The organism is Paenibacillus sp. J22R56 (assembly GCF_056269375.1).
This window is the reverse complement of the sequence record NZ_JBWDNV010000002.1, coordinates 526,735-552,004: the sequence shown is the minus strand read 5'-3', so window position 1 is coordinate 552,004 and position 25,270 is coordinate 526,735. Positions and strand designations below refer to the sequence as shown.

24 protein-coding genes are annotated in these 25,270 nt (G+C 48.2%); 8 read left to right on the top strand and 16 right to left on the bottom strand.

Annotated elements, in window-relative coordinates; genetic code table 11:
* Positions 1 to 10 precede the first annotated feature (10 nt).
* A complete protein-coding gene (gene mutS, locus AC0YNT_RS06490) occupies positions 11 to 2,713 on the bottom strand; it encodes a DNA mismatch repair protein MutS (RefSeq protein ID WP_475803824.1) in 2,703 nt (900 codons plus the stop codon).
* Positions 2,714 to 2,926: 213 nt separating this feature from the next.
* Between mutS and AC0YNT_RS06485 the strand changes: the two genes are divergently transcribed.
* Positions 2,927 to 3,952 (top strand): CgeB family protein, encoded by a 1,026-nt coding sequence (locus AC0YNT_RS06485; protein ID WP_475803823.1) that lies wholly within the window; start codon positions 2,927 to 2,929, stop codon positions 3,950 to 3,952.
* Positions 3,953 to 3,956: 4 nt separating this feature from the next.
* The gene (locus tag AC0YNT_RS06480) at positions 3,957 to 4,937 is read left to right on the top strand and encodes a CgeB family protein (protein WP_475803822.1); all 981 of its coding nucleotides are present in this window, start codon (positions 3,957 to 3,959) and stop codon (positions 4,935 to 4,937) included.
* Positions 4,938 to 4,955: 18 nt separating this feature from the next.
* On the opposite strand, the gene AC0YNT_RS06475 is transcribed toward AC0YNT_RS06480, so the two are convergent.
* The 7 genes from AC0YNT_RS06475 to AC0YNT_RS06445 form a co-directional block, all read right to left on the bottom strand.
* Entirely contained in the window at positions 4,956 to 6,143 is a 1,188-nt protein-coding gene (locus AC0YNT_RS06475; protein ID WP_475803821.1) for a putative amidoligase domain-containing protein, read from the bottom strand.
* 137 nt (positions 6,144 to 6,280) lie between these two features.
* Positions 6,281 to 6,838 carry an outer spore coat protein CotE gene (locus AC0YNT_RS06470; protein WP_167273596.1) on the bottom strand — a complete coding sequence of 186 codons (558 nt, stop codon included), beginning with the start codon at positions 6,836 to 6,838 and terminating at the stop codon, positions 6,281 to 6,283.
* Between the two features lie 107 nt (positions 6,839 to 6,945).
* Entirely contained in the window at positions 6,946 to 7,914 is a 969-nt protein-coding gene (locus tag AC0YNT_RS06465) for an aromatic acid exporter family protein (RefSeq protein ID WP_475803820.1), read from the bottom strand.
* A 37-nt stretch (positions 7,915 to 7,951) separates the two neighbouring features.
* A complete protein-coding gene (locus tag AC0YNT_RS06460; protein WP_475804084.1) occupies positions 7,952 to 8,749 on the bottom strand; it encodes an ABC transporter permease in 798 nt (265 codons plus the stop codon).
* A 55-nt stretch (positions 8,750 to 8,804) separates the two neighbouring features.
* Positions 8,805 to 9,602, bottom strand: a complete 798-nt coding sequence (locus tag AC0YNT_RS06455) for an ABC transporter ATP-binding protein (RefSeq protein ID WP_475803819.1) — start codon at positions 9,600 to 9,602, stop codon at positions 8,805 to 8,807.
* Between the two features lie 240 nt (positions 9,603 to 9,842).
* Complete coding sequence (locus AC0YNT_RS06450) at positions 9,843 to 10,853, bottom strand: ABC transporter substrate-binding protein (protein WP_475803818.1); 1,011 nt, start codon at positions 10,851 to 10,853, stop codon at positions 9,843 to 9,845.
* A 270-nt stretch (positions 10,854 to 11,123) separates the two neighbouring features.
* Positions 11,124 to 12,638 carry a carboxypeptidase M32 gene (locus AC0YNT_RS06445; RefSeq protein WP_475803817.1) on the bottom strand — a complete coding sequence of 505 codons (1,515 nt, stop codon included), beginning with the start codon at positions 12,636 to 12,638 and terminating at the stop codon, positions 11,124 to 11,126.
* Positions 12,639 to 12,772: 134 nt separating this feature from the next.
* Here AC0YNT_RS06445 and AC0YNT_RS06440 point away from each other — a divergent pair, with 134 nt between their 5' ends.
* Positions 12,773 to 13,093: an iron-sulfur cluster biosynthesis family protein gene (locus tag AC0YNT_RS06440; RefSeq protein WP_475803816.1), complete on the top strand. Its 321-nt coding sequence runs from the start codon at positions 12,773 to 12,775 to the stop codon at positions 13,091 to 13,093.
* A gap of 28 nt (positions 13,094 to 13,121) precedes the next feature.
* Complete coding sequence (locus AC0YNT_RS06435) at positions 13,122 to 13,691, top strand: beta-class carbonic anhydrase (protein ID WP_475803815.1); 570 nt, start codon at positions 13,122 to 13,124, stop codon at positions 13,689 to 13,691.
* 25 nt (positions 13,692 to 13,716) lie between these two features.
* On the opposite strand, the gene AC0YNT_RS06430 is transcribed toward AC0YNT_RS06435, so the two are convergent.
* Positions 13,717 to 14,250 (bottom strand): DUF309 domain-containing protein, encoded by a 534-nt coding sequence (locus AC0YNT_RS06430; RefSeq protein WP_475803814.1) that lies wholly within the window; start codon positions 14,248 to 14,250, stop codon positions 13,717 to 13,719.
* A 137-nt stretch (positions 14,251 to 14,387) separates the two neighbouring features.
* Between AC0YNT_RS06430 and AC0YNT_RS06425 the strand changes: the two genes are divergently transcribed.
* Complete coding sequence (locus tag AC0YNT_RS06425; RefSeq protein WP_167273562.1) at positions 14,388 to 14,816, top strand: hypothetical protein; 429 nt, start codon at positions 14,388 to 14,390, stop codon at positions 14,814 to 14,816.
* A complete protein-coding gene (locus AC0YNT_RS06420) occupies positions 14,816 to 15,097 on the top strand; it encodes a YxcD family protein (protein ID WP_167273559.1) in 282 nt (93 codons plus the stop codon). The genes AC0YNT_RS06425 and AC0YNT_RS06420 overlap by 1 nt, the downstream gene beginning before the upstream one ends.
* Before the next feature lie 65 nt (positions 15,098 to 15,162).
* On the opposite strand, the gene AC0YNT_RS06415 is transcribed toward AC0YNT_RS06420, so the two are convergent.
* Genes AC0YNT_RS06415 through icmF form a run of 3 tightly spaced genes read right to left on the bottom strand, consistent with a single transcriptional unit; the run spans position 15,163 to position 19,065 of the window.
* Positions 15,163 to 15,306 (bottom strand): hypothetical protein, encoded by a 144-nt coding sequence (locus tag AC0YNT_RS06415; protein ID WP_475803813.1) that lies wholly within the window; start codon positions 15,304 to 15,306, stop codon positions 15,163 to 15,165.
* 17 nt (positions 15,307 to 15,323) lie between these two features.
* Entirely contained in the window at positions 15,324 to 15,782 is a 459-nt protein-coding gene (locus AC0YNT_RS06410; RefSeq protein WP_475803812.1) for a hypothetical protein, read from the bottom strand.
* Between the two features lie 49 nt (positions 15,783 to 15,831).
* Positions 15,832 to 19,065 carry a fused isobutyryl-CoA mutase/GTPase IcmF gene (icmF, locus tag AC0YNT_RS06405; protein WP_475803811.1) on the bottom strand — a complete coding sequence of 1,078 codons (3,234 nt, stop codon included), beginning with the start codon at positions 19,063 to 19,065 and terminating at the stop codon, positions 15,832 to 15,834.
* A gap of 190 nt (positions 19,066 to 19,255) precedes the next feature.
* Between icmF and AC0YNT_RS06400 the strand changes: the two genes are divergently transcribed.
* The gene (locus tag AC0YNT_RS06400; protein WP_167273544.1) at positions 19,256 to 19,492 is read left to right on the top strand and encodes a helix-turn-helix domain-containing protein; all 237 of its coding nucleotides are present in this window, start codon (positions 19,256 to 19,258) and stop codon (positions 19,490 to 19,492) included.
* 46 nt (positions 19,493 to 19,538) lie between these two features.
* On the opposite strand, the gene AC0YNT_RS06395 is transcribed toward AC0YNT_RS06400, so the two are convergent.
* The 4 genes from AC0YNT_RS06395 to AC0YNT_RS06380 are packed head-to-tail and all read right to left on the bottom strand — an operon-like array spanning position 19,539 to position 23,106.
* A complete protein-coding gene (locus AC0YNT_RS06395; RefSeq protein WP_475803810.1) occupies positions 19,539 to 20,771 on the bottom strand; it encodes a beta-ketoacyl-[acyl-carrier-protein] synthase family protein in 1,233 nt (410 codons plus the stop codon).
* 1 nt (position 20,772) lies between these two features.
* A complete protein-coding gene (locus AC0YNT_RS06390) occupies positions 20,773 to 21,249 on the bottom strand; it encodes an SRPBCC family protein (protein ID WP_475803809.1) in 477 nt (158 codons plus the stop codon).
* Positions 21,222 to 22,409, bottom strand: coding sequence for an NAD(P)/FAD-dependent oxidoreductase (locus AC0YNT_RS06385; RefSeq protein WP_475803808.1), 1,188 nt, complete (start codon positions 22,407 to 22,409; stop codon positions 21,222 to 21,224). The genes AC0YNT_RS06390 and AC0YNT_RS06385 overlap by 28 nt, the downstream gene beginning before the upstream one ends.
* Complete coding sequence (locus tag AC0YNT_RS06380; RefSeq protein ID WP_475803807.1) at positions 22,402 to 23,106, bottom strand: methyltransferase domain-containing protein; 705 nt, start codon at positions 23,104 to 23,106, stop codon at positions 22,402 to 22,404. Before AC0YNT_RS06380 ends, AC0YNT_RS06385 begins: the two co-directional genes overlap by 8 nt.
* A 191-nt stretch (positions 23,107 to 23,297) precedes the next feature.
* Between AC0YNT_RS06380 and AC0YNT_RS06375 the strand changes: the two genes are divergently transcribed.
* Positions 23,298 to 25,229: a glycosyl hydrolase family 18 protein gene (locus tag AC0YNT_RS06375; RefSeq protein ID WP_475803806.1), complete on the top strand. Its 1,932-nt coding sequence runs from the start codon at positions 23,298 to 23,300 to the stop codon at positions 25,227 to 25,229.
* Positions 25,230 to 25,270 lie beyond the last annotated feature (41 nt).

Below are 25,270 nucleotides of genomic sequence, written 5' to 3'. Positions count from 1 at the left end.
TCACTTACAATTAATCATTTATCTTTTGTTTCATTTCATTCAACCACTGCATCGCCTGCATCGGCGTCATATTAAACAGATCCAGCTTCCGAAGCTGATCTGCAAGCTGCTCGGCCTTAGGCGACGCTTTGCGGCGTCCTTGCTCCTGCTGATGCACCGCAGGTACACCAGGCTCATCAAAGATGGAGAGCTGAACAGCAGCTGCCGTCTCTTTGATTGCTAGTTCAGGTTCAGACGCAGTTATATAAGTTGGAACGGTCTGAGCTTCGGCCACTTTGTACGCAGGCTGCTTCTTGTCACTTGAAACTTGCAGCAAGTTCTCAGCATCGGCTTCCAAGTGCTCCAGTAAAACGTAAGCACGGTCGATAATTGAATCAGGCAAACCCGCCAGTCTTGCACAATAAATCCCGTAGCTCGTGCTTGCAGCACCAGGAATCAGCTTACGCAGGAACGTCACATGATCGCCGCTTTCCTGAACGGCCATACAGGCGTTTACCAGCTTCGGTAATGTGGCTTCCAGATGCGACAGCTCATGGAAATGCGTCGAGACAAGTGCTTTACAGCCAATATGATGGTGGACGAATTCAATAACAGCCTGAGCGATCGACATGCCTTCACTTGTTGAAGTCCCTCGGCCAAGTTCATCAATGATAACAAGACTGTTCTCGGTCGCTTTTTCCGTCATCAGCTGGATATCCTTCATCTCGACCATAAACGTACTTTGACCGCCAATGAGATCATCTGCTGCGCCAATCCGTGTGAAGATACGGTCAATGAGCGGAATCTCTGCCGCTTTCGCTGGTACGAAGCAGCCAATCTGCGCCATGATACAAATCAGTGCTACCTGGCGCATGTAGGTGCTTTTACCTGCCATATTTGGTCCAGTAATCAGCAGCATCGACTGCTCATCGTGACGAAGTGCAGTAGAATTAGAGATGAATGGAATACCTTCCATCATCGCCTCAACAACGGGATGTCTTCCTTCTTCAATAACCAAATTAAACTGATCAGTAATGGTTGGACGAGTGAATCTTCTCTCTGCACTAACTGTTGCAAGCGACTGATAAACATCAAGCTCAGCAACTACTTCTGCCAGACGCTGCAGTCGGTGCAGCTGCAAAGCCAGATGATCGCGAAGCTCGATGAAGCGTGCATACTCCAGATCGACCATTTTGTCCTCTGCTTCAAGGATCAGGCGTTCCTTCTCCTTCAGCTCCGGTGTGACAAACCGTTCAGCGTTCGCGAGCGTCTGCTTGCGCTCGTAACGGCCTTCTGGCAGCAGCGCCAGACTACCCTTAGATACTTCTAGAAAATAACCAAATACCTTATTGAAGCCGATTTTGATCGTCTTGATGCCTGTTGCTTCCCGCTCCTGACGCTCAAGCTCAGCCAGCCATTTCTTGCCGTTGGTGCTTGCTTCACGAAGCTGGTCCAGATAATCATCGTAACCGGCACGAATTAATCCGCCCTCCCGAATCGATACAGGCGGCTCGTCCACAATGACCGTCTCGATCATTTCCGCAAGATCCGTGCAATCATCAAGTCCATCTACAAGCAGGCGAAGCCGCTCAGAACCCGCATTCCTTGCAAGCTCCACCAGTTGAGGCGTGCGGCGAATGGAGCTTCTAAGTGCATTCATATCTCTGCCGTTCGCACTGCCGAAGGCAACCCGTCCAACTAGACGCTCAAGATCATAAATATGATTCATCTCAGAACGAATATCGTCCCTTGCAATTAAATTCCGATATAAAGCATCAACCGCTTCGTAACGCTCTTCAATCTTCGAACGGTTAAGAAGCGGCTTATCGATCCAGCGGCGGAGAAGCCTTGCCCCCATCGAGGTTTGCGTCCGGTCCAGCAGCCACAAAAGTGAGCCTTTTTTGCTCCGGTCGCGCACCGTCTCAGTAAGCTCCAGGTTACGGCGCGTATAGTGATCGATAATCATATATTGGTTGGGTTCATAAGTACGTATGGTACGAACATGGCCAAGTGAACGCTTCTGCGTCTCCTCAAGATATCCCGTCAAAAGGCTGACTGCACGATATCGGGCATCATTCAAACCTTCGAGCTGTGAGCGATCAAATTGTTCAATGAGCTTGTCCTCTGCCATAGGCTCCCGCGCGGTTAGCAGAACAGGACGATTCCAGACCGCATTCTCCCGCAGCTGCGTAAGTAATGCCTCATCACCAACAATTTCTGCCGGCTGGTAAACGTTGATCTCATCAATGAGCGTATCAAGGTTGTACACAAGTGAAGTTACATACAGCTCGCCAGTCGATAAATCACAAGCAGCCAGCCCCATCGCGGAAGCAGAGACCGATCCAACGGAGACGATAAAATTATTAGATTTATCGGATAGTGATTTGGTCTCCATCACCGTGCCTGGCGTAATTACTCGTACAATTTCACGGCGTACAACGCCTTTGGCTGCGGATGGGTCCTCTACTTGCTCACAGACCGCGACTTTATAGCCTTTTTCCACAAGCCTTGCAATATAGTTCTCTGCAGAATGATAAGGGACGCCGCACATCGGAATTTTCTCCGTACCGCCTCCCTCTCTGCCCGTTAATGTAATTTCAAGTTCACGTGATGCATGAATGGCATCATCGAAAAACATCTCGTAAAAATCGCCGAGACGGAAAAAGAGGAACGCATCTTTCGCTTGTTCCTTAATCGCAAGATATTGTTGAATCATCGGGGTATAGCCAGCCACTGTTGCCCCTCCCAGGTTAATAGCATTATTTGATTCTATATAAACATCATCATGCTATTATACCAAGCGGATTGCGGCGCGCCAACCTGCGATGGTCCGAGCTATACAGGCAATTGTCAGAAAAAGCGCTCCCAGGCTGGGAAGCTGCCTATACCTGAGCTTTGTCAATGAATACAATGTCCAGTAACTAGGTCCGAAATCGAGGGAGAAGAAATGAGCAAACATCGGCTTAACATCTTGTTTCTGGAAAACCACCCCATGTGGATTCATGGTCTGCCTAACGGATTTCGCAAATTGGGACATGAGGTTATGACCAGTCTGCCTCAAACGCTGACATATGCAGCAATGGATAAATTTAAACCGGATCTGATCATTGCGATCAGCTGGACACCTTCGAATGACAAGCCAAAAAAACAAGAGCGTATTGCGTCTCTTGTTCAGCATGCAAAAGTACCCTATATTTACTGGTCCACCGAGGATCCAGGTTTTACGAAACGTGTATCCCTTCCATTAATTAAACGGACAAAGCCGGACTTTGTATTTTCAATACACCGGCCGACTGTCTCCAAGTTTAAGCAATTAGGCATACGAGCTGCCCATTTGGATTTCGGAAGTGATTCAAGCGTACACCGGCGTATGAAGCCGCTGCAGAAGTACAAAGGGACCGCAGCTCTTGTTGCAAACGGGTATCCGAATTTATTTAAGACACGTCCGCATAATTATCGGTTTCAATCTTTACGAAGGCTGGTTAATCCCTTCCTCTCTTCTGCCTATAAGACCGATCTGTATGGCAGGTACTGGAATGAGATGAAATCGATCTTCAAGAGCCCCATTGCCGCGAACCGTATTCATGGCTATTTGCCCTATAAAGAGGCGAGTAAAGTATACAGCTCTGTCGATTATGTGCTTGGACCGCAGAATGCGAGAGACCGCCTTACTCAGCGTACCTATGAAATTCTGGCTTCGGGCGGGTTGTTGATCACCGATGACACACCAGAAGTTCGCAAATGGTTCAAGCCGGGGCAGGATTTACTTGTCACTTCTTCTGAACAAGAAACCGCCAGATTAATTGCGTATTACAATACAAAGCCCAAACTGAGGGAGCGTATACGGGCAAACGCAGTTAAAGCCGCGGCAGCCTACTCCTACACGGTTCGGGCTGGCTTTATCCTTCAAAAGCTTTATGAGGAAGGTATTTTAGGCAAGAAGGAGATCGGATTATCTGCAAAGGGACGGTGAGAGTATGAAAATTCTGTTCCTGGAACGCGGCGGGATATGGCGGTACGGACTCCCCGATGGCCTGAGGGATTTGGGGCATGAGGTTCGCATGTCAGGACCTGTTACCTTACGCTCCATTACCACCCAAATAAATGAGTTTAAACCTGATCTGTTTTTTTATGTGGGGTGGGGTTATGATCATACGCCTGCCAAGCAAACACTCATACGAAAGCTAGCTGATACACACAAAATTCCGATTATCTATTGGTCGGTTGAGGACCCTAATTTCACTGAAGAATTTACACTGCCTTTATTGAAACGAATGAAGCCTGAGTATGTGTTCACCATTTCCGCCAAGACCGCTGTAACCTTCCGTAAATTAGGCTATCCGTGTGATTATATGGATTTTGGCTTCCACTCCAATATTCACAGGCGGGTTCGTCCAATAGCCAAATATAAAGCAGACATTGCTGTTGTAGCCAATGCCTATCCCGATGTTCTAAAGCGTTACCCTAAGTTATACAGGCGCAAAACGATCGATATCCTGATCCGGCCGCTCATCAAGGCGGGATACCGGATCGATTTCTACGGACGTAATTGGCATCTGATGAAGCCTTTCCTGGGACGATCATTACCGAAGTCCTGGATTAAGAAGCCTATTCCCTACAAAAATGCTAATCAAGTATACAGCTCTGCGAAGATTATGCTTGGACTGCAAAATTATACGGATATGGCCACTCAGCGAACCTATGAAATCGTAGGCTCGGGTGGTTTCCTGCTCACCAGTAATACCAGTGGAGTGAGAAAGCTTCTACAATCGGGGCGGGATGCGGCGCTCTCTTCTTCTCCTCAAGAAACCCTTCGACTAGTCCGGCATTATTTGGCCAATCCAAAAGAACGTGAACGGGTAAGATTAAACGGACGCCAGGCCATCGCCTCGCATACGTATACCCATCGCGCGAGCAAAATGCTTGATGCCCTTAAGAAGCATGGCATTATTAAGTAATATTGAAAAAAATGAAGCTTATTCAGGGCGCGGGATACGCCATTTGACGCGGATGTCAGCCCGCTCATCCCAAGTAACGCCGCGCCTCGCCGCATCGAGCACAGGCTCGATGTACGGCGCCAGCGCGGCGTAGCTGTCTGTCGCCGACATAGCGGCGGCGACACGATCCAGGCAGCCGGCGAGCTCTATGCGATCGCCGGCGTAATAGGCTTCGACATACCGCTCATCAAGAGCGGGTATGTCATGCAAGGCATCCGCCTCGCGCGCACAAAGAAGCGCAAGCGCGAAGGCGGCTTTGGCCGCTGCCGGTGACACGAGCCAGCTCGGCAGCGTGCGGTACTCGAAACCGCCATGCGGCTGCAGGCGGTAATCGCCCAAGATGCCGTAGCGGGGGCGGCGCCCGCGTCCGGCAGGATCCTCGACAAGCGCCAGCGGCATCGCCGCGTAGCTGTCGAGCAACCTGAGCAGGCGCGGCGTCAGCCGCACGCCGCTCAGATGGATATGCCCGCCGAGCGCAAGCCCCGGCACGGGCATGGCACCTGCGGCCCAGCGGAGGCTCGGGTCGCGGACAAGCTCGGCGGCGCGAAGCAAGAGCCGCCGCACATTAGCGACGAGCCCCGCCACATCGGCGGCTGGCTCAGGCCGAAGCTCGGCGACGGGATAAACAAGCCGCCGCCCAACCAGCATCGCGTCGCTGCCCGCGGCACCGCCAACGCCTTCACCCAAATACCGTGAGGCAGGTGCGATTTTACCATCTGGCCGAATCAACACAAATTCCGGATCAGCCCCGATAAGAAGCTTAGCATTCTGCGGTAAGCTATCCTTTTCCCATATTGCTGGAGGTTCCTTCCTCATCTTTCGTGCCGCTCTCATCGATGCGTGTCCGTCCGTACCAAGTGCAACATCAGCCTCTCCAATATCAATGCCTACGGCGTATAATCCGGCAATAGCTGTGCGGATGACACCACGAAGCATCCCATCTTCCGGCCATTCAGCAGGACGGTCTAGAGCCTGCACTATCGCCTCTCCAGTACCGAACCTGTTAATCCTTCTCAGCTCAAGGAGAACCAAATTAGCAATCCCAACACGATATAACCTCTCGTCTTCCTGCTGCTCACGGGAAAGGCCGGCGCGGCGCCACCTGCGGAGCATCTCTTGGTCAGTCATGACTGCTGCATCAAGCCGGTTCAGCCGGTTTCCAGCCATCCCGCCACCTTCTTTTGCTTCGATTCAAATTCCCGTAACCAATGCCCAAATTGTGCGAATTCAACAAAAAGAGGGCTTTCGCCCTCGAATTTGCCGCTCTCGCGGCATATCTTACAGTACAGAAGCGGAAAGCCGGATTACAGCTCGTCGTCCAGTAAATCCGGATCCAAATCCTCGTAGTCCCCGTCGCCGAGACCGAAGTCAAGTTCTTTACCGTCGTCGTAGCCGCCTGGGAAGCAGGCTACCCAAACCTTCGTTTCGGCGATCATTTCTACGGCAAATTCGCGTTCAACACGAACCGTAACACCTGAACCGCTCGATGAGATGTTCGCCTCAATGCAATTTGGCTCTTGGATGCAATCGGAAGATACTTCTTCTGTAGCAGACCGATGCTTCGGATCCAGATAAGAAAGAGGAACATGCTCAACATAATGTACGGATTCTTTTGCTACGTCCGTTTGCGAGTTTTTGCTGTACGAATACCAAATATTGATATCGTAAGTACCTATTACCTCAATGCCGTCGCCCGATCTGACCGCTTCATATTGGTGGTTGATTATCCATGCACCTAAGATGCTAGTCGGATGATGAGGCGGTGTTACGGTATGAGAGACAGTGGAAAACTTACGACCTTTCCCGCAGACAGCTTTCGTTATAATCTCTCTACCTTGTAGCTGTTTATCTGCAAATGTCATCGATTTAACCTCCTCCATACAATCATTCAATTAAAGTGTATGCAGGTCATTCGTCTAGGGTGACTGATTCTTTTCCCGCGCCGCCACGAATTTTATCCCTCTTTATTTTATGGCTCCGCTTTGTCTAACATGACATTTCTTTTCTTTAATCTCTTCGCAATCTCCAAATATCTTTCAAGCTCCATCCTCATCTTCAAAATGGCAGCTCGAACTTCGAATTCATCACGTGTTCGCGGGAGCTCCATTTCTCGGTACATCTGCCTAAGATCGGACAAGCGTTGCTCCGTAATCCCCCGGTAGACCTCAGATTTGACCTCTTCAGAGAGCAGCTCCAATATTTCAGCCAGCGGTTCGTTCTGCGGCAGCTTCTCATAGATCAGCGCAAGCTCCTCAAGCATCCCTTGAACCGATTCCAGCTGGAGCCGTCTCATCTCAAAGTATGTGGACCAATAATGCTCCTGGCCAATTAAACGATTTTCCTTGTTCAGAACCGCTCTCCGCGCACCTTCTTCTATTATCCTGTGAGCTTCAAGCAGCTCACTTCCGTTCCAGATGTGGGAAGGATTACGCAGTGTTAAAGCCATCTCGGTAAAAACAATACCAAATAGCCGTTCTACGGAATCTTTGAGCGATTCAAGCAGATGTTGATCTTTCGGCATGTAAATAAAATTAATGATCGTTGCCCAGCCGAGACCAACAATCATAAGATAGACTTCATTTACAAGCACATCAACCGTTACTTCACCATGAGCAAACAGCTGGAAAACGATAACCGCACTCGTCACAATTCCATCTTTCAAGTTGAAACGTGCTAATACCGGGAAAGTCATTAAGATAAATAACGCCACGACCCAAATATGAAAGCCAAAGATTATAAATACCAAAGAGGCAAAAAAAAGTCCCAGTGAAGAAGCCACGAAACGCTCAATAGCGCTCTTCAGCCCTTTCATCCGGCTGACTTCAACACCGAGAATAGCAAGAATACCCGCACCAAGCGGCGGATCCAAATGTAAATATACAGCCGTGTAAATGGCTGTAATGGCTGCTAGAGCTGTTTTGATAATGCGAATACCCACTAAATTCCCTCACGTTCGGATTTATTAATACCTTATCCTAACGCTCGCGCCAGCCTGACGTCAACTTCCGTTCCAATATCGACACAAGTTGATACATAATGGTCGCAACGACCGCGATTACGATCAGGGTCGATAGTACGAGGGTAAAGTTAAATACCTGGAATCCATAAATCATCAAATAACCGAGTCCAAGCTTCGCAACGAGGAACTCCCCTACAATAACACCAATCCAGGCAAGGCCTACGTTAACTTTTAACGCTGAGATGATCACAGGAAAGGACGCTGGCAAAATTACAAGGCGGAACAACTGTGCCCTATTCGCACCAAACAAGCGGACAACCTTTATATAACCGGCATCTATCTCTCTGAACCGGTTATATATATTGATCGTTGTAATGATAACGGTCACCGATAAGGTTACCGCCACAATTGAAGTGAAGCCCGGTCCAAGACTGACAATAAACAGTGGTCCAAGCGCTACCTTCGGTAAACTGTTCAATACGACGAGATAAGGATCAAGCACCCTTGATAGAAAAGGAAACCACCATAGCAGTGCCGCAATCGCTGTTCCTACCAGTGTGCCAAGTAAAAATCCGATAATCGTCTCCGACACCGTCATCCCGATATGCGGCCAGATGGATCCGTCAGCCATGGAGCTCCACAACTGCTTAATAAGCTTAGTAGGGTAACTGAACAGCAGCGGGTCTATCCATCTTTGTCGACCTGCTGCTTCCCATAAGGCAACAAACAGCAGCAAAATCGCTGCTTGAGTGGTTCCAACAGCTGCGGAAAGCCGTCTTGCCCTCTGCTTATACTGCGTATGAAGTTCCTTCATATCACTTACGCGATCTTCTTGAATACCGGATAACGAAATATTCTTTTTAGGCCATTTATTCGGCATGCCCGCCGCCTCCTTCCACACGATTAAGCTCTGCCCACAGCTGATCAAAAACATCCTGGAAGCCCGGCAGCTTACGTGCCTCCATCGGGGTAACCTGCCGGATCTCCTCCGGTACTTCAAGCTGCTTCACGATTCTTCCTGGGTTCGCGGCAAGCACGATCACTCGATCACTCATGGCAACGGCTTCCGCCAGATCATGGGTAACGAGAACTGCCGTTTTGCCTAGACGTGTCAGCGTTTCATCAACTAGATCTTCAAGCTGAAGCTTAATATGAAGATCAAGCGCAGAAAATGGTTCATCCAGCAGCATAACCTCCGGATTGGTTGCCAGCATACGCGCCAAGGCAACGCGCTGCCGCATACCGCCAGACAACTCATGCGGATATTTGGTCCCTGAACCTGGCAATCCCAGCTCGGTCAGAAGCCGTTCTACTTCCTTCAAGGCTGCTGCTGTCTTACCGCCGGTTATTTCAAGTCCTATCGCAGCGTTGTCTCGAATCGTCCGCCATGGAAACAAAAAATCCTGCTGCAGCATATAGCCAACCAGCTTTGACGGACCAAGGACAGGCACCCCAGCAAGAAGCACCTGTCCGCTGCTTGGAGGAAATAAACCCGCCAGCATGCTAAGAATGGTCGTTTTGCCGCAGCCGCTAGGACCGACGAGGCTGACGAACTCGCCGCGCCGTACCGTCAAATTTAATTTCTCGACGGCCAAGGAAGCCCCCTTCTCGTTGACATAAACATGGGATACGTCCTTAAGCTCGAGTCGATAATCTTCGCCAGCCATTGTAGTCCCTCCTAAAAAGAATTACCACATAAGTGGCCCGATTTTGGCCAATTTGTGGTGATTCTTACTTCGTAAGCATTGTCTTAAAGAATTGAAACTTAACTGCCGATTCCGGCAGTATGTTTCAATTCTTGCTTCGTAAGCATCATATTAAAGAATTACCACATAAGTGGCCTGAATTGGGCCATTTTGTGGTAATTCTCACTTCGTAAGCATCCTCTTTACTCCGTAAGCCTCAGCTTACTTCTCCACATCTTCAATTGCTTTTTCTGCAAAGCTGTTATCAACAATTTTGTCATGCTCTGTACGTTCCTTCAGCTCTCCAGCCGAAGTCATGACATCCAGCAGGTTATTCCATTCGCCTTCATCAATGATTGGATCGGTCGCATAAGAACCTTGCTGTTTGTAACGGTCGATTGAACTGATCAGAATATCTTTATCTACATTTTCGAAGTAAGGCGCAACAACTTCAGCTATCGTTGCGGCGTCATTCTCCTGTACCCACAGCTGAGCGCGGTGAATAGCATCAGTAAATGATTGGATCACAGCTGTATTTTTCTTGATATAGCTTTGTTTCGTCATGAACACGGTATAAGGCAGATGTCCGCTTTCTACACCAAATGATGCGACAACTTTGCCAGTTCCTTCTTTCTCAAATACGGATGCCGTTGGTTCGAACAACTGAACATAATCCCCAGTACCAGAAGCAAATGCAGGAGCGATATTCGCGAAATCAACGTTTTGAATTAGTTCCAGATCTTCTTGCGGATTAATGCCATGCTTCTTCAGCGTAAATTCACCTGCCATTTGCGGCATTCCACCTTTACGCTGTCCGAGGAATGTTGAACCTTTTAGGTTATTCCAATCAAAATTCGCGTCATTACGTGCCACAAGGAACGTACCATCGGTTTGCGTCACCTGCGCAAAATTAATAACCGGGTCATCCGAGCCTTGCTGATACACATAAATAGATGTTTCCGAACCAACAAGTGCAACATCAATCGAGTTGGACAGCAGTGCTGTCATTGTTTTGTCCCCACCTGCTGTTGTCGTCAGCGTCACGTCCAGCCCTTCATCTGCAAAGAAGCCTTTTGCAAGAGCCACATATTCCGGAGCGTAAAAGACTGACCGTGTTACTTCGCCAATGGTCAGTTTTGTTTTCTCCGAGCTTCCTTTGCCGCAGCCAGCCAATGCAGCCGTTGTTGTCAACGCCACAATGAGAAGCAGCGACAGCCATAGCTTTCTCTTCATCTCTAATCCTCCCGTAGATACTTAAATTAAGTAAGGTACAATAGCCTATGCACTCCGCATTTTGAATGTTCTTCCGATTGCCGTTGTTCCCGAATTCCTTGAATAAATAAATCGAGGGAATCCGGGAACAACAGCAAACGCTTCAAGCTTTCTGAAAGAAAGCTTCTTCGGAAGCATAATCTCGCTTCTACAGAATCATTCAAAATGCTCCGTTAAAAACAAAAAAAGCCGCAGGAATATTCTCCTGCGGCTCCTTTAAGACAAGCAAAATTACAGCTTATAAATATCTTTATATTTCCTCTCCAAGTAAGTAACCAGATACTGAGGATCAAGAGGCTTGCCGGTTACGTCTTGGATCAACTCCGAAGGCGACTTCAGCTTACCAAACTTGTAGATCCGCTCTGTCAGCCATTCTTTGATCGGAAGCAGCTCGCCACGGCCTACCAGATTCCAGAAGCCGTCCAGCTCCCGCTCCATTGTATCGGCGATTTGAGCCGCATACATGTTGCCAAGCGAGTAAGATGGGAAGTAGCCAAATGCTCCACCGGACCAGTGCACATCCTGCAGCACGCCTTCGGCATTCGATGGAGGTTCGATTCCAAGATACTCCTTGTACTTGTCGTTCCAGATCTGTGGCAGATCTGCAGCCTTAGCTCCTTCATTAAAGATCATTTTCTCGATCTCATAACGAATAATAATGTGCAGGTTGTACGTCAGCTCATCCGCTTCAATCCGAATGAGGGATGGCTCAACAACGTTAATGCCGCGGTAAAACTCTTCGACGGACACATCAAGCTGTCCAGGGAATTTCTCCTGCAGCTTGCCGAAATACTGCTCCCAGAACGGCTTGCTGCGGCCGATCACATTTTCCCAGAAACGCGATTGTGATTCATGAATACCCATCGATGTACCTGTGCAGAGTGTCGTTCCGATCAGCTCTGGCATAAGATTCTGCTCATACAGAGCATGTCCGCCTTCATGAATTGTGCCGAATAGTGCGCTCGTTACATCGTCCTCCAGATAACGTGTCGTAATCCGAACATCACCTGGATTGAGACCTGTTGCGAATGGATGAACACTCTCGTCTAGACGTCCGGCTTCGAAGTTGTAGCCCATTTGATTCAAAATGAACAAACTGAAATCTTTCTGTGCTTGTTTAGCGTATTTTTGCCCCAGGAATGAAGTATCCGGCTGATGAGGCGAAGCTGCAATGGCAGAAGCAAGTGGAACCAACTGTTCACGCAAACCGCCAAATACGCGGTCCAGCTCTGCCGTCGTCATGCCTGGCTCGTACTGATCAAGCAATGTATCATAGCGGGTTGCCTTTGGCCCCCACAAGTCAATGAACTGTTGCGTGTAATCGATGACCTTCTCAAGATACGGTTGGAAGCTTGCATAATCATTGTTTGCTTTAGCCTCTTCCCACTTCGATTCCGCTTGCGAAGCGAGCACGACATATTCCTGATAGAGCTTAGGAGGAATTTTGACGCTTCGATCATAGTCTTTCCGCGTTTCGATGACGAGTTTACGCTCGATGTCGGAGAGCTGCTCCTGCACAGCAGGCTGCTCCAGTTCGTTCAAATATTCGCCAAGCTCTGGCGATGTCGATAACTTGAACATATCCCCGGATAAAACGCCAATTACTTCCGAACGAGTATCCATGCCTTTACGCGGAGCCCCTGTCCGAAGATCCCAATACAGAAGGCCAAGCGCTTCCTCATAGCTTTTAATTTTACGGATTGTTTCCATAAACTTTGCTGTTGTTGTTTCATTATGTACCGTCATAGTTCCATCCACCTTCCCTATTTCGAATTGCTCATTTTCAGCAGAGCATAACTTGATCTTACCGATTACAAAACGTATAATCAACTTTAACCTTTTCGTCTTTAGTAGAGTAGAGAGAAAGAGAGGATCATACGATGCGTATTACTTTTACTGCTCCTGCTGTAGAGGCCTTAACCCCTTACATAGAGGATGGCCGCAAGCAGCTCAAGCTGCTGCATGATACCGAAGGCTGCGGCTGTGTGGTCAGCGGTGTCCCGGCTCTCCAATTAATCGAGCAAGGCGGCCCGGATGACAAGCTGGCACAAGGCGATCCATTCCCGTTCTGGTATGAACCTCGGCATGAAGTTTTCTTTGAGCCAGAGCTTCGCATTGATTATAATGTATCAAGCGGTTTTTACAGTCTTAAGAGCGACAATCAGATTTACTCGCTGAACCTACGTTTTTTAAAGAACTAATATTCAACTTATTTAGGAGGCTTTCCAAATGAACAATTTAGAGAAAATTCTAACTCACAACCAGGCTTTTGTAGAAAACAAAGATTATGAGCAGTATCTGACTGATAAATTTCCTGACCGCAGAATTGTAGTTGTCACTTGTATGGACACCCGTCTCATCGAGCTGCTGCCAAAAGCGTTGAACTTGAAAAACGGTGATGCAAAAATTATTAAAAACGCTGGCGCGATCATTACCCAGCCTTTTGGCAACATTATGCGAAGCGTGCTTGTTGCTCTCTATGAGCTCAAGGCAGACGAAGTCTTTATTATTGCGCACCACGAGTGTGGTATGACTGGAATCAACCCGGAAACGGTAGTAGGCCATATGCTGGAACGCGGCATTCCGCAGCAAACAATCGATACTCTTCGCAACTCCGGCGTTGACCTTAACCGCTGGCTGACCGGCTTTGACAACTTGAAAGAAAGCGTGGAAAAGAGCGTAAGCATCGTGCGTAACCACCCGCTTCTGCCACCAAATATTCCAGTTCACGGAATGGCCATTCACCCGGATACAGGTGCTTTGGATCTGATCGTAGATGGATACACACATTTGAAATAAAACAAAAAGGAACCGGACCCAGCGCTTATTGCACTGGGCGGTTCCTTTTTTTCGTTTCTGCTGCCGCGGCCCGCTCTGCTATAACCCTACTCCGATCACGTAATTTGTGCCGGTGGATAAGCGCTTCCTCATCCATTGGGCTGCTACTCCCCCACTGCACATTTAACGTGTCACATAGCTGAATACAACGCTGTTCTAGATCCGGATCAGTCACTTTTAACGTCATATCCTGATAAGGCGTCCGCTCTCCTCGCGATAAATAACCATAATGAAGTAATAATTCGGCTATGACATCGCTGCCATCAAGTCCTAATTCGTCAATCGATTGTTCATCCAGCTTCTCGAGCGCTTTCTCGTACATCTTGACCGCACCTTTTTCATTGCCGCGCCGTTCATGATATTGACCTACTGCGAGTTGAATGAGACCTACCCAAATGAATGCCCGAGAATCATCCGGATGCTCTTTCCAGTACTCCTCGAGCAGCTCATGACATTCAAAAAAATCCCGTGTACCATTAAATTCCACTAAATAGGAGATATAAGCTGAAGGATAAGACATATGGGTTCTCTCCTGTTCATATATATGATTTGGAACATTGTGTATAAAATAATTTTGAAACCTCCGTTAATATTAGCCGTAAATGTGTATGATAGCAACGAATACTCTACACATCGAAGCAGGAGGAGAAGTACACAATGAAAAAAGGGTTACTGGTCATGATCGCTTTCGCTTTGTTCCTGACATTTGGTCTTGGTCAAGCGGATGCTGCAAAACGAGGCGGCGGATTCAAATCGCCAAAACAAAGCTACACGACAACACCTAAGAAGCCAGCTGCATCAGAATCAACTTCTGGTACGAAGACAAACACTGGTGCAACAACATCTAAAACAGGCACAACGGCAAGCAAAGGCTTTTTCGGCGGAGGCAGCTTTATGAAAGGCATGCTCGTAGGTGGAATCGCAGGTATGTTGTTTGGCGGCATGATGGGCAGCATGGGCGGTATGGGTCAGTTCTTTGGTCTGATCATCAACTTGCTTGCAATCTTCGTGCTCGTAAGAATTGTTATCTCGCTGTTCCGAATGTTTAAGAAGAAAAATAATCCCGATACACGGAGACCTTACTAATGACAAGAATTTACACGGACGAAATTATTAATGCCGTTTGTCTGCATATGGCAGATCGCAGAGGCGTGCAACCTTCGGACGTGGAGGTGCAGCTGTCCTGGGATGAAGAGTACGGCTTCACCGCAGAAGTATGGGTTAAAGGTCGGAGCCAATATATTATCGAAGCAAATCTGCTCGAGGCGATTGAGCAATATATGTACCGGCAGTATAACCGCCGCGTCTTCCGCTCCAATATTAAGCTGGATGTGGACGAAGAGATGTGGGCGGACATCGAAGATTAGATTAGAAATGACGAAGCCTCCAATTCCACTGTAAGAGTGGGGTTGGAGGCTTTTTCTATACCTGTCTACTTCTCTTCCCGCTTCATACGATCATTCGCCCATGCTTGATCAATAGCTTCTTTCGTAATATCCCGCTTTGGAAGATTAAGATAAATGATAAATAATAGAATAGAGTTCATAACCGTTAGTAGAAAGGTAAGAACAAGCACGATTAATTTACCTCCGCTTAAGCTTTTAGGTCAAAATAGTCGGATTGTCCGTCCCATATAACCTGTAATTTGATGACCGTATTCTTATCAGGTACAGCTTTCGTTACGTTTAAGAGCAAGAAATAAATTCCGCTTACAGATACATCCTCCGTGATAATCGCACCACTGCCGCCAACAAACCCGCTGCCGCCATCATAATTAGTTTTGATTTCTCCTGTTGGATAAGGTTTAGGCCCTAGAAACTTTAAGAAGCTCACAGAATCATACCGTTCAGTTCCTGGCAGCTTATAAATAAACACCGACACAGCCCAGTTATCACTATGCCCCTGAAACGAATAGACTTCCTTGGACTTTGCAACTTGAGGAATATCTTTACTATTAATACCTGAGTAGACGTTTTCTCCACTTTCTCCAAGACTACAGCTGCTGAGAATTAGTAAGCAGAGGACCATTAGCCCAACTACAATTCGTTTCAAGTCTTCACCTCTCATTCGAATTGTTTTACCTATATTTTCTATTCCTGAGTTACATATTCCTTCTATATTGCCCGCCAACCTCAAATAAAGTATTTGTAATCTGTCCGATAGACGCGAATTTCACAACCTCCATCAAAGTCTCGAACAGATTCCCGTCTGATTTGGCTGCCTTCTTCAAACTGTCCAATGCTTCCGCACATTTCTGCTGATGCTTCATTTGGAAAGCCTGCAAATGACAAATTTGCGCTTGTTTCTCTTCTTCCGTGGAACGTGCAAGCTCCATATCGTAACGCTCTTCTCCTGGTTCAGGATTCAAGAACGTATTCACTCCGATAATCGGCAGCTCCCCCGTATGTTTCTTTTGCTCGTAAAATAGTGATTCATCTTGGATTTTGCCCCGCTGATATTGCGTTTCCATTGCCCCAAGTACCCCTCCACGATCATGGATTCGCTGAAACTCCTCGAGTACAGCCTCCTCCATCAGATCAGTCAGCTCCTCGACGATAAAAGAGCCCTGCAGTGGATTCTCGTTCTTCGCCAGCCCAAACTCCCGATTAATAATAAGCTGGATCGCCATCGCCCGGCGTACGGAGCTTTCCGTAGGTGTCGTAACGGCTTCATCGTACGCATTTGTATGAAGAGAATTGCAATTATCATAAGTAGCCATTAAGGCCTGCAGCGTCGTCCGGATATCGTTAAAGTCCATCTCTTGCGCATGCAGCGAACGGCCTGACGTTTGTATATGATATTTCAGCTTCTGACTCCGCTCATTTGCCCCATACTTGTATTTCATGACAGTCGACCAAATCCGGCGCGCTACCCGTCCCATCACGCTGTACTCAGGGTCAAGGCCATTGCTGAAAAAGAAAGACAGGTTGGGTGCAAAGTCATCAATGTGCATCCCGCGCGCCAAATAATATTCCACATACGTGAATCCATTCGCCAGCGTAAAAGCCAGCTGTGTAATCGGATTCGCCCCTGCTTCTGCAATGTGATACCCGCTGATGCTGACCGAATAATAATGGCGTACGTTATGATCGATAAAATATTGCTGGATGTCGCCCATCATTTTCAGAGAAAATTCGGTACTGAAAATACAGGTATTCTGTCCTTGGTCCTCCTTCAAAATGTCCGCCTGCACCGTCCCTCGAACAGAACGCAGCGCTCGCACCTTGATTGATGCGTACTCCGCCTCATCCGGCTGTCGCCCATGCTCACTTGCAAATATATCAATCTGCTGATCAATAGCCGTGTTCATAAACATGGCAAGAAGGATTGGCGCTGGGCCATTAATGGTCATGGATACGCTGACGGAAGGATGGCATAGATCAAAACCTTCGTACAGTTTTTTCATATCATCCAGCGTACACACATTAACTCCGCTATTCCCGATTCTCCCATAGATATCGAGACGGTCGCTTGGATCCTGCCCATATAAGGTCACACTATCGAAGGCAGTGGATAAACGCTTCGCTTCATCATTCCGGCATAGATAATGAAAACGCCGGTTCGTCCGCTCGGGAGTCCCTTCCCCTGCAAACTGGCGTTTTGGGTCCTCATCTGTTCGTTTGAAAGCGAATACGCCTGCTGTATAAGGGAATTTACCAGGCAAATTCTCCTTCAGCAGCCAGCGAAGCAGTTCACCTGCCTCATGAAACTTTGGTAAGCTGACCTTCGGTACAAGACTTCCAGAAAGCGATTCCATCACGTATTGCTGATAGGACCTGCGGACATCCGGCCAATCCGACAATTGCTTCCGGCAGTCAAGATGCAGATCATCCTCCCATTCCATCAGCATGGCATCTAACTTTTCAGCGAAAAGAACGGTCTCTTCATTTGTCAGAAGCCTTCCTTGATTGGCGTGAATCAGTTGGCGCGTGCCTTTCAGTTGGGCAATCGTTCGGACGACGGCGACCTGCTCTTCGGTAAATTTTTTATAATAACGGACGGTTTGTATAATTTCCCGCAAATATCCGGTTCTCTCTTGAGGAATGATTGCCTTTTTCTTAGCAGCCTGCTCATAAGGGATATTTCGCATTAGCGTCCAATCTCCAGCTGCTTTGTCCTCAATGAGCTTCATCACATGATGAAAAAGCATCGTCACACCGGGATCGTTAAATTGGCTTGCAATAGTCCCGAATACAGGAAGCTGCTCGTTAGGAACCCCTTCAAGGCGCCGCCTGCTTCTTCTAAACTGCTTACGAACATCCCGGAGTGCATCCTCCGAGCCGCGGCGTTCAAACTTATTAATCACGACGATATCGGCGTAATCAATCATATCGATCTTTTCGAGTTGAGTAGACGCTCCGTATTCGCTCGTCATCACATACATCGATACATCACATAGATCCACGATCGAAGCACCACCTTGGCCGATCCCGCTCGTTTCGATAATAATAAAGTCATAACCGGCTTGTTTGACGACAGCAATGGCGTCTTTCGTGGCGTCACTTATCTCCAAACGAGAGTTTCTAGTTGCCATACTGCGCATATAAGCTCTTGGATCATGGATCGCATTCATCCGAATCCGATCTCCAAGCAACGCTCCACCCGACTTCCTCTTGGTAGGATCAATCGAAATAACGGCAATGGTTCGGTATGGAAAATAATCAAGATACCTGCGGACCAGCTCATCAGTGAGTGAGCTTTTCCCCGCTCCTCCTGTTCCTGTAATGCCAAGTACCGGCGTCTCAGGAATTTGCTCATGCAGCTGTTGCAGAACATTTGTTGTCGTGTGATCCAAAAACAGATTGGCTGCTTTATCTTCGGCAGCCGATATAAGCCTAGCAATCGCTCCACAATTTCTTGATTTCAGCCCCTTAAGATCCTGCTCAGCCTGTCTTGGCGTAGGATGATCACTTGCCTCAATCATGTAATTGATCATACCTTGCAGCCCCATCATACGACCGTCTTCCGGGGAGAATACTTTTGCAATTCCGTAACGGTGTAAAGCTTCCATCTCTGAAGGAATAATAACCCCGCCGCCACCTGCGAAAATTTTAATATGGTCGGCTCCTGCCTGCTTTAATACATCGTACATATACGTTAAATACTCGATATGTCCACCTTGATAAGAGCTGATCGCAATCCCCTGTACATCCTCTTGAATCGCAGCGCCCGTCACTTCCTGAACCGACCGGTTATGGCCAAGATGAATAACCTCGACACCGGATGCTTGCAGAATCCGCCTCATAATATTGATTGATGCATCATGCCCATCAAATAAAGCAGCTGCTGTTATGAATCTAACATGGCATTGCGGGCGATAAACGGATATTTCCATACTGAATCCCGCCCTTCCGATCTGAGTAATACCAGCCCTTCTCCTTATTCCTACAATATTCGAGATCAGGCCGAGCGATTCACATTCTTTATTGCCGCATATTTGAGCAGCTTAAATATACTTTGAATCTATCCGTCAATCAGAACGTATAGTTATAAATGATGACCTAACAAAGCAGGAGGAAGAAAGAATGAATTTGACTCCAACTCAACAAACCGTGTTGCTCACCTTAACGAAAGAATGGTTGTCACCCGTGCAACTCAGCGAACGTCTTCCCAAAGATTCGGGAAATCTATACAGTGTTAATCAGTCACTTAAAGACTTAGTGAAAGCAGGATTGGCACAAGTGAATCCTGTTGTATATGGTCTGTATCGGTTAACAGCAAAGGGCACAACCTTCAAAGAAGAAGCGCAGAGTATCGGGTGATGTAAAAATGAAAGGGCATCTCCCTTTTTGGGAAGATGCCCTTTATTTATGCTCTGCGGAACGCAAGCACGGCGTTCACGCCGCCGAAGCCATAGGAATTAGATACTGCCGCGTCTGCTCGAACCTCTCTTGCATGCCGTGCAACCAGATCGATTTCCGCTTCCGGATCAGGATCAAGTAAATTCGTCGTTGGCGGAAGCCAGCCGTTACTGAGGGATAGCAGCGTAATGGCTGCTTCAATCGCACCGGAAGCTCCAAGCGGATGACCGTACAATCCTTTCGTACCACTAACGGCAACAGGCCGGCTGCCAAATACACTTCTAATCACTTTCGATTCCGTCACATCGTTCAGCATCGTAGAAGAACCATGTGCATTTACATACCCGACATCATCCGGCGACATATCTGCACTGGCAAGTGCCATCTTCAGCGCCCTTGCCGCCTGTGCGCCGCTTGGCAGAGGTGCACTCATATGATGGGCGTCATTCGTTAACCCGAATCCAGCAAGCTCTCCATAAATTCGCGCGCCACGAGCACGGGCATGATGCTCTGCCTCAATAACGAGAATGGCCGAACCTTCACCCATAACGAAGCCATCACGGTTCCGATCGAATGGCCGGCTCGCACTTGACGGCTCTTCATTACGTGTGGACATGGCACGCAGCATATCAAATGCACCAAACGATAAAGGAGCAAGCGGCGCTTCTGAGCCCCCTGCAATAACAACATCGGCTTCCCCTCGCTGAATAGCCTGCAAAGCTCGTCCGATCGCAACTGCCCCAGAGCCGCAGGACATCGAATTGGTCTCATTAGGACCTGTAAAGCCAAATTCCATCGCAAGATTACAGGAAGCCGCTCCTCCGAATACCGAGAAACCAAGTGTTGGTGAAACTGATCGAAATCCACCCTGCATATATTGGCTGCACTGCTCTTCAGCAAACGCGATCCCTCCAAGTGCAGATCCCATATATACACCAGCCCGCTCCGACTCTATATCTTGCGCATCCAGTCCTGCATCACGAAGCGCCATAATGCCTCCTGCAACCGCCAGCTGCGAATAACGATCCATCCGATGTGCACGCTTCTTATCCATAAAAGCCGTTGCATCAAAATGCGGGATTTGCGCAGCAATCCGGCTGCGGAGCCCTTCCGGTACAAACCTATCAATCGGTTTAACAGCGCTCTCTCCACGCTGCACACCGATCCATAATGCTTCTACACCTATACCAATAGGCGTTACACAGCCAATCCCAGTCACAACCGCCTTTATCTCTGCCATATCAGCTCACCTCTTCCTGTTTTTCTTTCTGTTCGATTTGCCTCTTAAGTCCTTGCAGCGTTCGATCCGCTATGGCATAGACGAATAAATCGCCAATCATCCCCGAAGCAAGCTTTCGGCCAAATGGCGGCTGCAGCCAACGGTGGATAATAACGACTTTCACCTGATCCTTCTGCCCTTGCGGCTCAATCTGCCATTCCACTTCCATTCCTGCCGTTACACCTCGAACATGCTTGTAAAAGACCGTGCGGCGCTGCTGATCGATATCCATCTGACTGACCCACCATACTGGCCACCTGAATGGTTTAAACGGTCTAACCGCCTTCATCATCACCAGTCCGCCTTGATCGCTGCTGCCCTCTTCAAACTGAACTCCCCGATAATGCGGAAGCAGCAATGGCCATCTTTCCACCTGCCGAGCATATTGAAATGCCGTTTCTTGATCGCAATTTATGGTGATTTCATTACGGGTATACATGGCTCTGTCTCCTTCGGACAATCTCCTATTACTTCCGCCAGCTTATTCCTAAGGAGTGGTACTGCCCCCACTAACCTTAAGGCTGACCTCCATAAGAGCGGCTGCCTGTTTAGGCGCTCTATGAAGTGCTGCAACTTGGTGCCAAATGCAAATTCCTGGTTACGATCAACCACAAATTGCCGGATCGGCTCCGATCTTCCACTTTGAAGCGACTGCAGTAATGCCGGTGCCGCAAGCTCGGAGCTTCTGAGTGCCCGATATATCCCCTGCCCGGTTAATGGATCATAATAACCCGCTGCATCACCGAGCAGAACCATACCTTCAATGAAATGTGGCAGAACTGGACGGTCGAATGGTCCGCATGCCAATACTTCTCCCTCAATCTCCGCCTCCACTAAGCGATCGAATAACTCCGGTATCGCTCTCGCTTCTTGGAGCACATAGGCAGAACGTTCTCGCCCCGCAAGTGCCGACGCTTGGTTACTATCTAATGCAACGGTCATATTCGCTTGTCCACCACCAATAGGGGCAAGACCAATTACTTTTCCAAGCGGCCCTGTAAATAGTTCAACTTTACCGTTTAAACCTTGCATCCCATTCAGCCGCATGGTGAATGCTGCCTTTCGAAGAGAACCATATCGGTTCACTTTGGCACTTCTTGCAACTACTGATCGAAGACCATCACTTCCTGCCACAATAGCTGCACGTATGGTTAGAGGTCTGCCTTCAGGAGAACGGGCAACAACACCCGTTACCCTCTCTCCCTCCCAGATCAAGCGTTCAACTCTCGTACTATGCTCGAAAATCGTCCCTGCCCGAGTGGCTTGCTGGGCCATCCATTGATCAATTACTTCTCTACGGCAGCCTATGCCAAAAACCCCTTTTGGGTAAGCTGCTTCAAGCGTTGTTCGTCCGCTTACAACCCGCCATCCGTTTAAATGGCTGTATGGAAAATCAAGAGCTTGTTCCACATTCGTGTATCCCGCCACTCTTCCCAATGCAGCAACTGCACCAGGATTAAGCGATTCTCCGCATGGTTTGCGACGCGGGAAGGATTCTGCATCAAGCATTAAGACGCGAGCACCACTACCCGCAAGTAACTTCGCCAATGTGCTTCCGGATGGGCCTGCCCCCACTACGATCACATCATAATTATTCATGACCAACAACTGCCAAGCGGAATGGAAAATGCTTATGTACTGTAGCTTTGACACCAGCTTGATGGACCAGTAGCTTCGCTTCCTGTTGAGTGAAGGAGCGCTGTACCGATAGCGGCCCGTCATGCCGCGTCACCGGACTCCTCCAGACAAACTTAGCGAGCAGCTTAGCAGCCCAATAAGCAAGCCGATGCCTTTCTAAATCCGTCACTACCCAGCCTGAACGGGTAACGCGGGACATTTCCCCTAGCAGCTTCGCCGCAGATCCTTCGTCCAAGTGGTGTAGGGCAAGGTTGCAAAAGGCAATATCAAAGCTGTTATCCTCGAAGGGAAGAGCTGTTCCATCTGCATTTAGCACCTCAATTGACGGATAGGCATCTGTCCTGCGTGCTGCGAGTTCTATAATTTGTGGATGATTATCGACTGCAACAACAGACGCTTTCCGACCTCTTTTCTCACACCATTTCACAAAAGCAATTGGCAGATCTGCAAGCCCAGTCGCGACATCAAGCACTCGAATAGGCTCTGCTTGATTAAGCCCCCGCATAAGCTTTTCCAAATGAACAAACAAAGCGGGATTACCTCCGAGATATCGATTAACGCCCCACACCTCGCGTAAGCTTTTTTCAAGCTCTAATGGCTCAACGCCATCACCATCAAGCAGCTCCTTCAGGTTCAGCCGCTCGTACAGCTGTGCCATCTCATCACCTCATCCAGCTTTTTCCTTCATGGCCTTATTGTTATTCTTTTCCACTACTTTTATCCATCAGTGCTGTCAAGCTCGAACTCTTGGCAATATTTACACTGGAGAACATGCCAAATTTTATCGCAACCTAATCGGCTCAATTGCGTCTAATTTAGTAGACTTTGAGAGGAGAGTGATAGAACAGCATGTTTAAAAAACTATCGGCGGCAGTTCTGCTTCTGTTTGTTGCCCAAACCATTGGACTTTGTGTAACCAGCATGGCAGCTAGCCCGGTTTCCGGCACAATGACCAAGTATCGCGTCTATCAGAACGATCGAGCATTGCGTGAATTTGCTACCGATAAGCAGGCGATCGCTTACGCTTCAAGCTTTGAGTACAGTCATGTGGAAGCGATTACGGGCCGTGTATGGGTGTGGGACAATCTGCCCAAGTACAAGATTTATCAAGGCGGCACTTCCAGCACGAAATGGGAGTATCGCACGTACAATGAGGCACTGGCCGCAGCCAAGAATTTGAAAAGCGTACATATCCGGGATCTCGAAAGCCCGGGCTGGATTTATCAGTCTTATCCGAAATATCAGCTCTATCAAGGTGATAAAACCAATACGAATTGGGGTTTCACGACGTTAGATGCGGCAAAAAAGGAAGCAAAGAGTTGGACAAATGCTCATATTATGGAGTTGTCTTCTAACAGCTGGATTTGGGACAATATGACGGAAGCAACGGAGAAGAAAATACGAAGCGGCAATGCCGTCTACTCTATTAAGGTAGATAAGGTCCAAGTTAAGGGGACAAAAACGTATGCTTTTCTATACGATGCGATAAAAGCAGCCTCAGCTATTCCTAGCAGCACCGTTGTTAATAATGTTTCCGGCCTTATTGTGCACTCGAATGTGCCCACCTACGATGTACTGCAAAGCGGCAAAACCATTAAATCCTTTGTTGCACTTGATCCCGCTTTGCAATATGCCAAATATTACGGAAACTCGGAAGTCAAACATAACGGAACAACTTGGTGGACAAGCGTGCCTTACTTAGCCGTCTATCAAGGCGATACCAAACTGAAATCATTCTTCTCGAGAGCTTCAGCAGTTGCTTATGCGAAAGGATATTCAAACAGCTATGTCCAGAACGCGGATGGACGCAAGCTTTGGAGCAACACGAAGAGCCTCGTCTATCTGGCTTGGAATGGTTCTTCCAACAGTGAGACCATCTTGAACCAGACGGCAAAGACTCAAGGATTGTCGATCGACTCCCCTTCCTGGTTCGAGCTCAAAGATGCTGCCGGTTCACTAACGGATTTATCCGATCCTGCGGTGGTAACCAGCTTAGAGTCGCATGGCATACAAGTGATGCCCCTTGTCTCAAACGATTTCGATAAGCAGATGACAACGGCTTTCCTCGCGGATTCCAAGGCTCAACAGCAGTTTATTTCGAGTCTTGTGACAAAGCTTGCTGCACTAGGTGTTTACGGGGTTAATATCGATTTCGAAGAAGTAGCGGGTACAGATCGAGCGGCATATACCTCATTTGTCACTGCTCTATCGAAGGCTGCTCACGCAAAAAGCTTAAAAGTATCCATCGATCTTCCGCGTGGGGACGTGTCCTGGGATCATTTGACCGCTTATGATCATGCGGCTCTTGCTGCTGTCGTGGATACAATTATCATCATGGCGTATGACGAGCATTGGAGCGGAGCATCAACAGCAGGATCCGTTGCGAGCCTGCCTTGGGTGGAAGCTGGTGTTCAGCAATTCCTTACCTACGGTGTACCTCGCAGTAAGCTGATGCTTGGTATTCCATTCTATGTACGAGAGTGGAAAGTCGACGGTTCTGGCAATCTTGTCAGCAACCGTGCAGTCCTGATGAGCGACATTCCGAAGCTGATCGCAGATACGAACGCAGTTGGTGTCTCCGATCCTGCTACTCCAGGTCAAACGAAATACAAATACGTGAAAGACGGCTTCACCTATGTATTCTGGGCGGAGACCGCAAGCAGCGTACAAGCACGAATTAATATTGCTAAAAAATACGACCTCGCCGGCGTTGCCGCCTGGCGCCTCGGCTATGAATCTTCTGATCTTTGGACGATGATGCTTCGTTTGAAGCAGGGTTAAATGGATAAATCCCCGGCTCTCGCTTATGGCGAGGGCCGGGG

Coding starts and splice junctions, on each gene's coding strand:
- AC0YNT_RS06395 (WP_475803810.1), bottom strand. CDS start 20,771: ATGGCAGAGATAAAGGCGGTTGTGACTGGGATTGGCTGTGTAACGCCT.
- AC0YNT_RS06380 (WP_475803807.1), bottom strand. CDS start 23,106: ATGGCACAGCTGTACGAGCGGCTGAACCTGAAGGAGCTGCTTGATGGT.
- AC0YNT_RS06390 (WP_475803809.1), bottom strand. CDS start 21,249: ATGTATACCCGTAATGAAATCACCATAAATTGCGATCAAGAAACGGCA.
- AC0YNT_RS06400 (WP_167273544.1), top strand. CDS start 19,256: ATGAATTTGACTCCAACTCAACAAACCGTGTTGCTCACCTTAACGAAA.
- AC0YNT_RS06385 (WP_475803808.1), bottom strand. CDS start 22,409: ATGAATAATTATGATGTGATCGTAGTGGGGGCAGGCCCATCCGGAAGC.
- AC0YNT_RS06430 (WP_475803814.1), bottom strand. CDS start 14,250: ATGTCTTATCCTTCAGCTTATATCTCCTATTTAGTGGAATTTAATGGT.
- icmF (WP_475803811.1), bottom strand. CDS start 19,065: ATGGAAATATCCGTTTATCGCCCGCAATGCCATGTTAGATTCATAACA.
- AC0YNT_RS06435 (WP_475803815.1), top strand. CDS start 13,122: ATGAACAATTTAGAGAAAATTCTAACTCACAACCAGGCTTTTGTAGAA.
- AC0YNT_RS06475 (WP_475803821.1), bottom strand. CDS start 6,143: ATGGCTGGAAACCGGCTGAACCGGCTTGATGCAGCAGTCATGACTGAC.
- AC0YNT_RS06485 (WP_475803823.1), top strand. CDS start 2,927: ATGAGCAAACATCGGCTTAACATCTTGTTTCTGGAAAACCACCCCATG.
- AC0YNT_RS06375 (WP_475803806.1), top strand. CDS start 23,298: ATGTTTAAAAAACTATCGGCGGCAGTTCTGCTTCTGTTTGTTGCCCAA.
- AC0YNT_RS06425 (WP_167273562.1), top strand. CDS start 14,388: ATGAAAAAAGGGTTACTGGTCATGATCGCTTTCGCTTTGTTCCTGACA.
- AC0YNT_RS06445 (WP_475803817.1), bottom strand. CDS start 12,638: ATGACGGTACATAATGAAACAACAACAGCAAAGTTTATGGAAACAATC.
- AC0YNT_RS06455 (WP_475803819.1), bottom strand. CDS start 9,602: ATGGCTGGCGAAGATTATCGACTCGAGCTTAAGGACGTATCCCATGTT.
- AC0YNT_RS06470 (WP_167273596.1), bottom strand. CDS start 6,838: ATGACATTTGCAGATAAACAGCTACAAGGTAGAGAGATTATAACGAAA.
- AC0YNT_RS06450 (WP_475803818.1), bottom strand. CDS start 10,853: ATGAAGAGAAAGCTATGGCTGTCGCTGCTTCTCATTGTGGCGTTGACA.
- AC0YNT_RS06440 (WP_475803816.1), top strand. CDS start 12,773: ATGCGTATTACTTTTACTGCTCCTGCTGTAGAGGCCTTAACCCCTTAC.
- AC0YNT_RS06460 (WP_475804084.1), bottom strand. CDS start 8,749: ATGAAGGAACTTCATACGCAGTATAAGCAGAGGGCAAGACGGCTTTCC.
- AC0YNT_RS06480 (WP_475803822.1), top strand. CDS start 3,957: ATGAAAATTCTGTTCCTGGAACGCGGCGGGATATGGCGGTACGGACTC.
- AC0YNT_RS06420 (WP_167273559.1), top strand. CDS start 14,816: ATGACAAGAATTTACACGGACGAAATTATTAATGCCGTTTGTCTGCAT.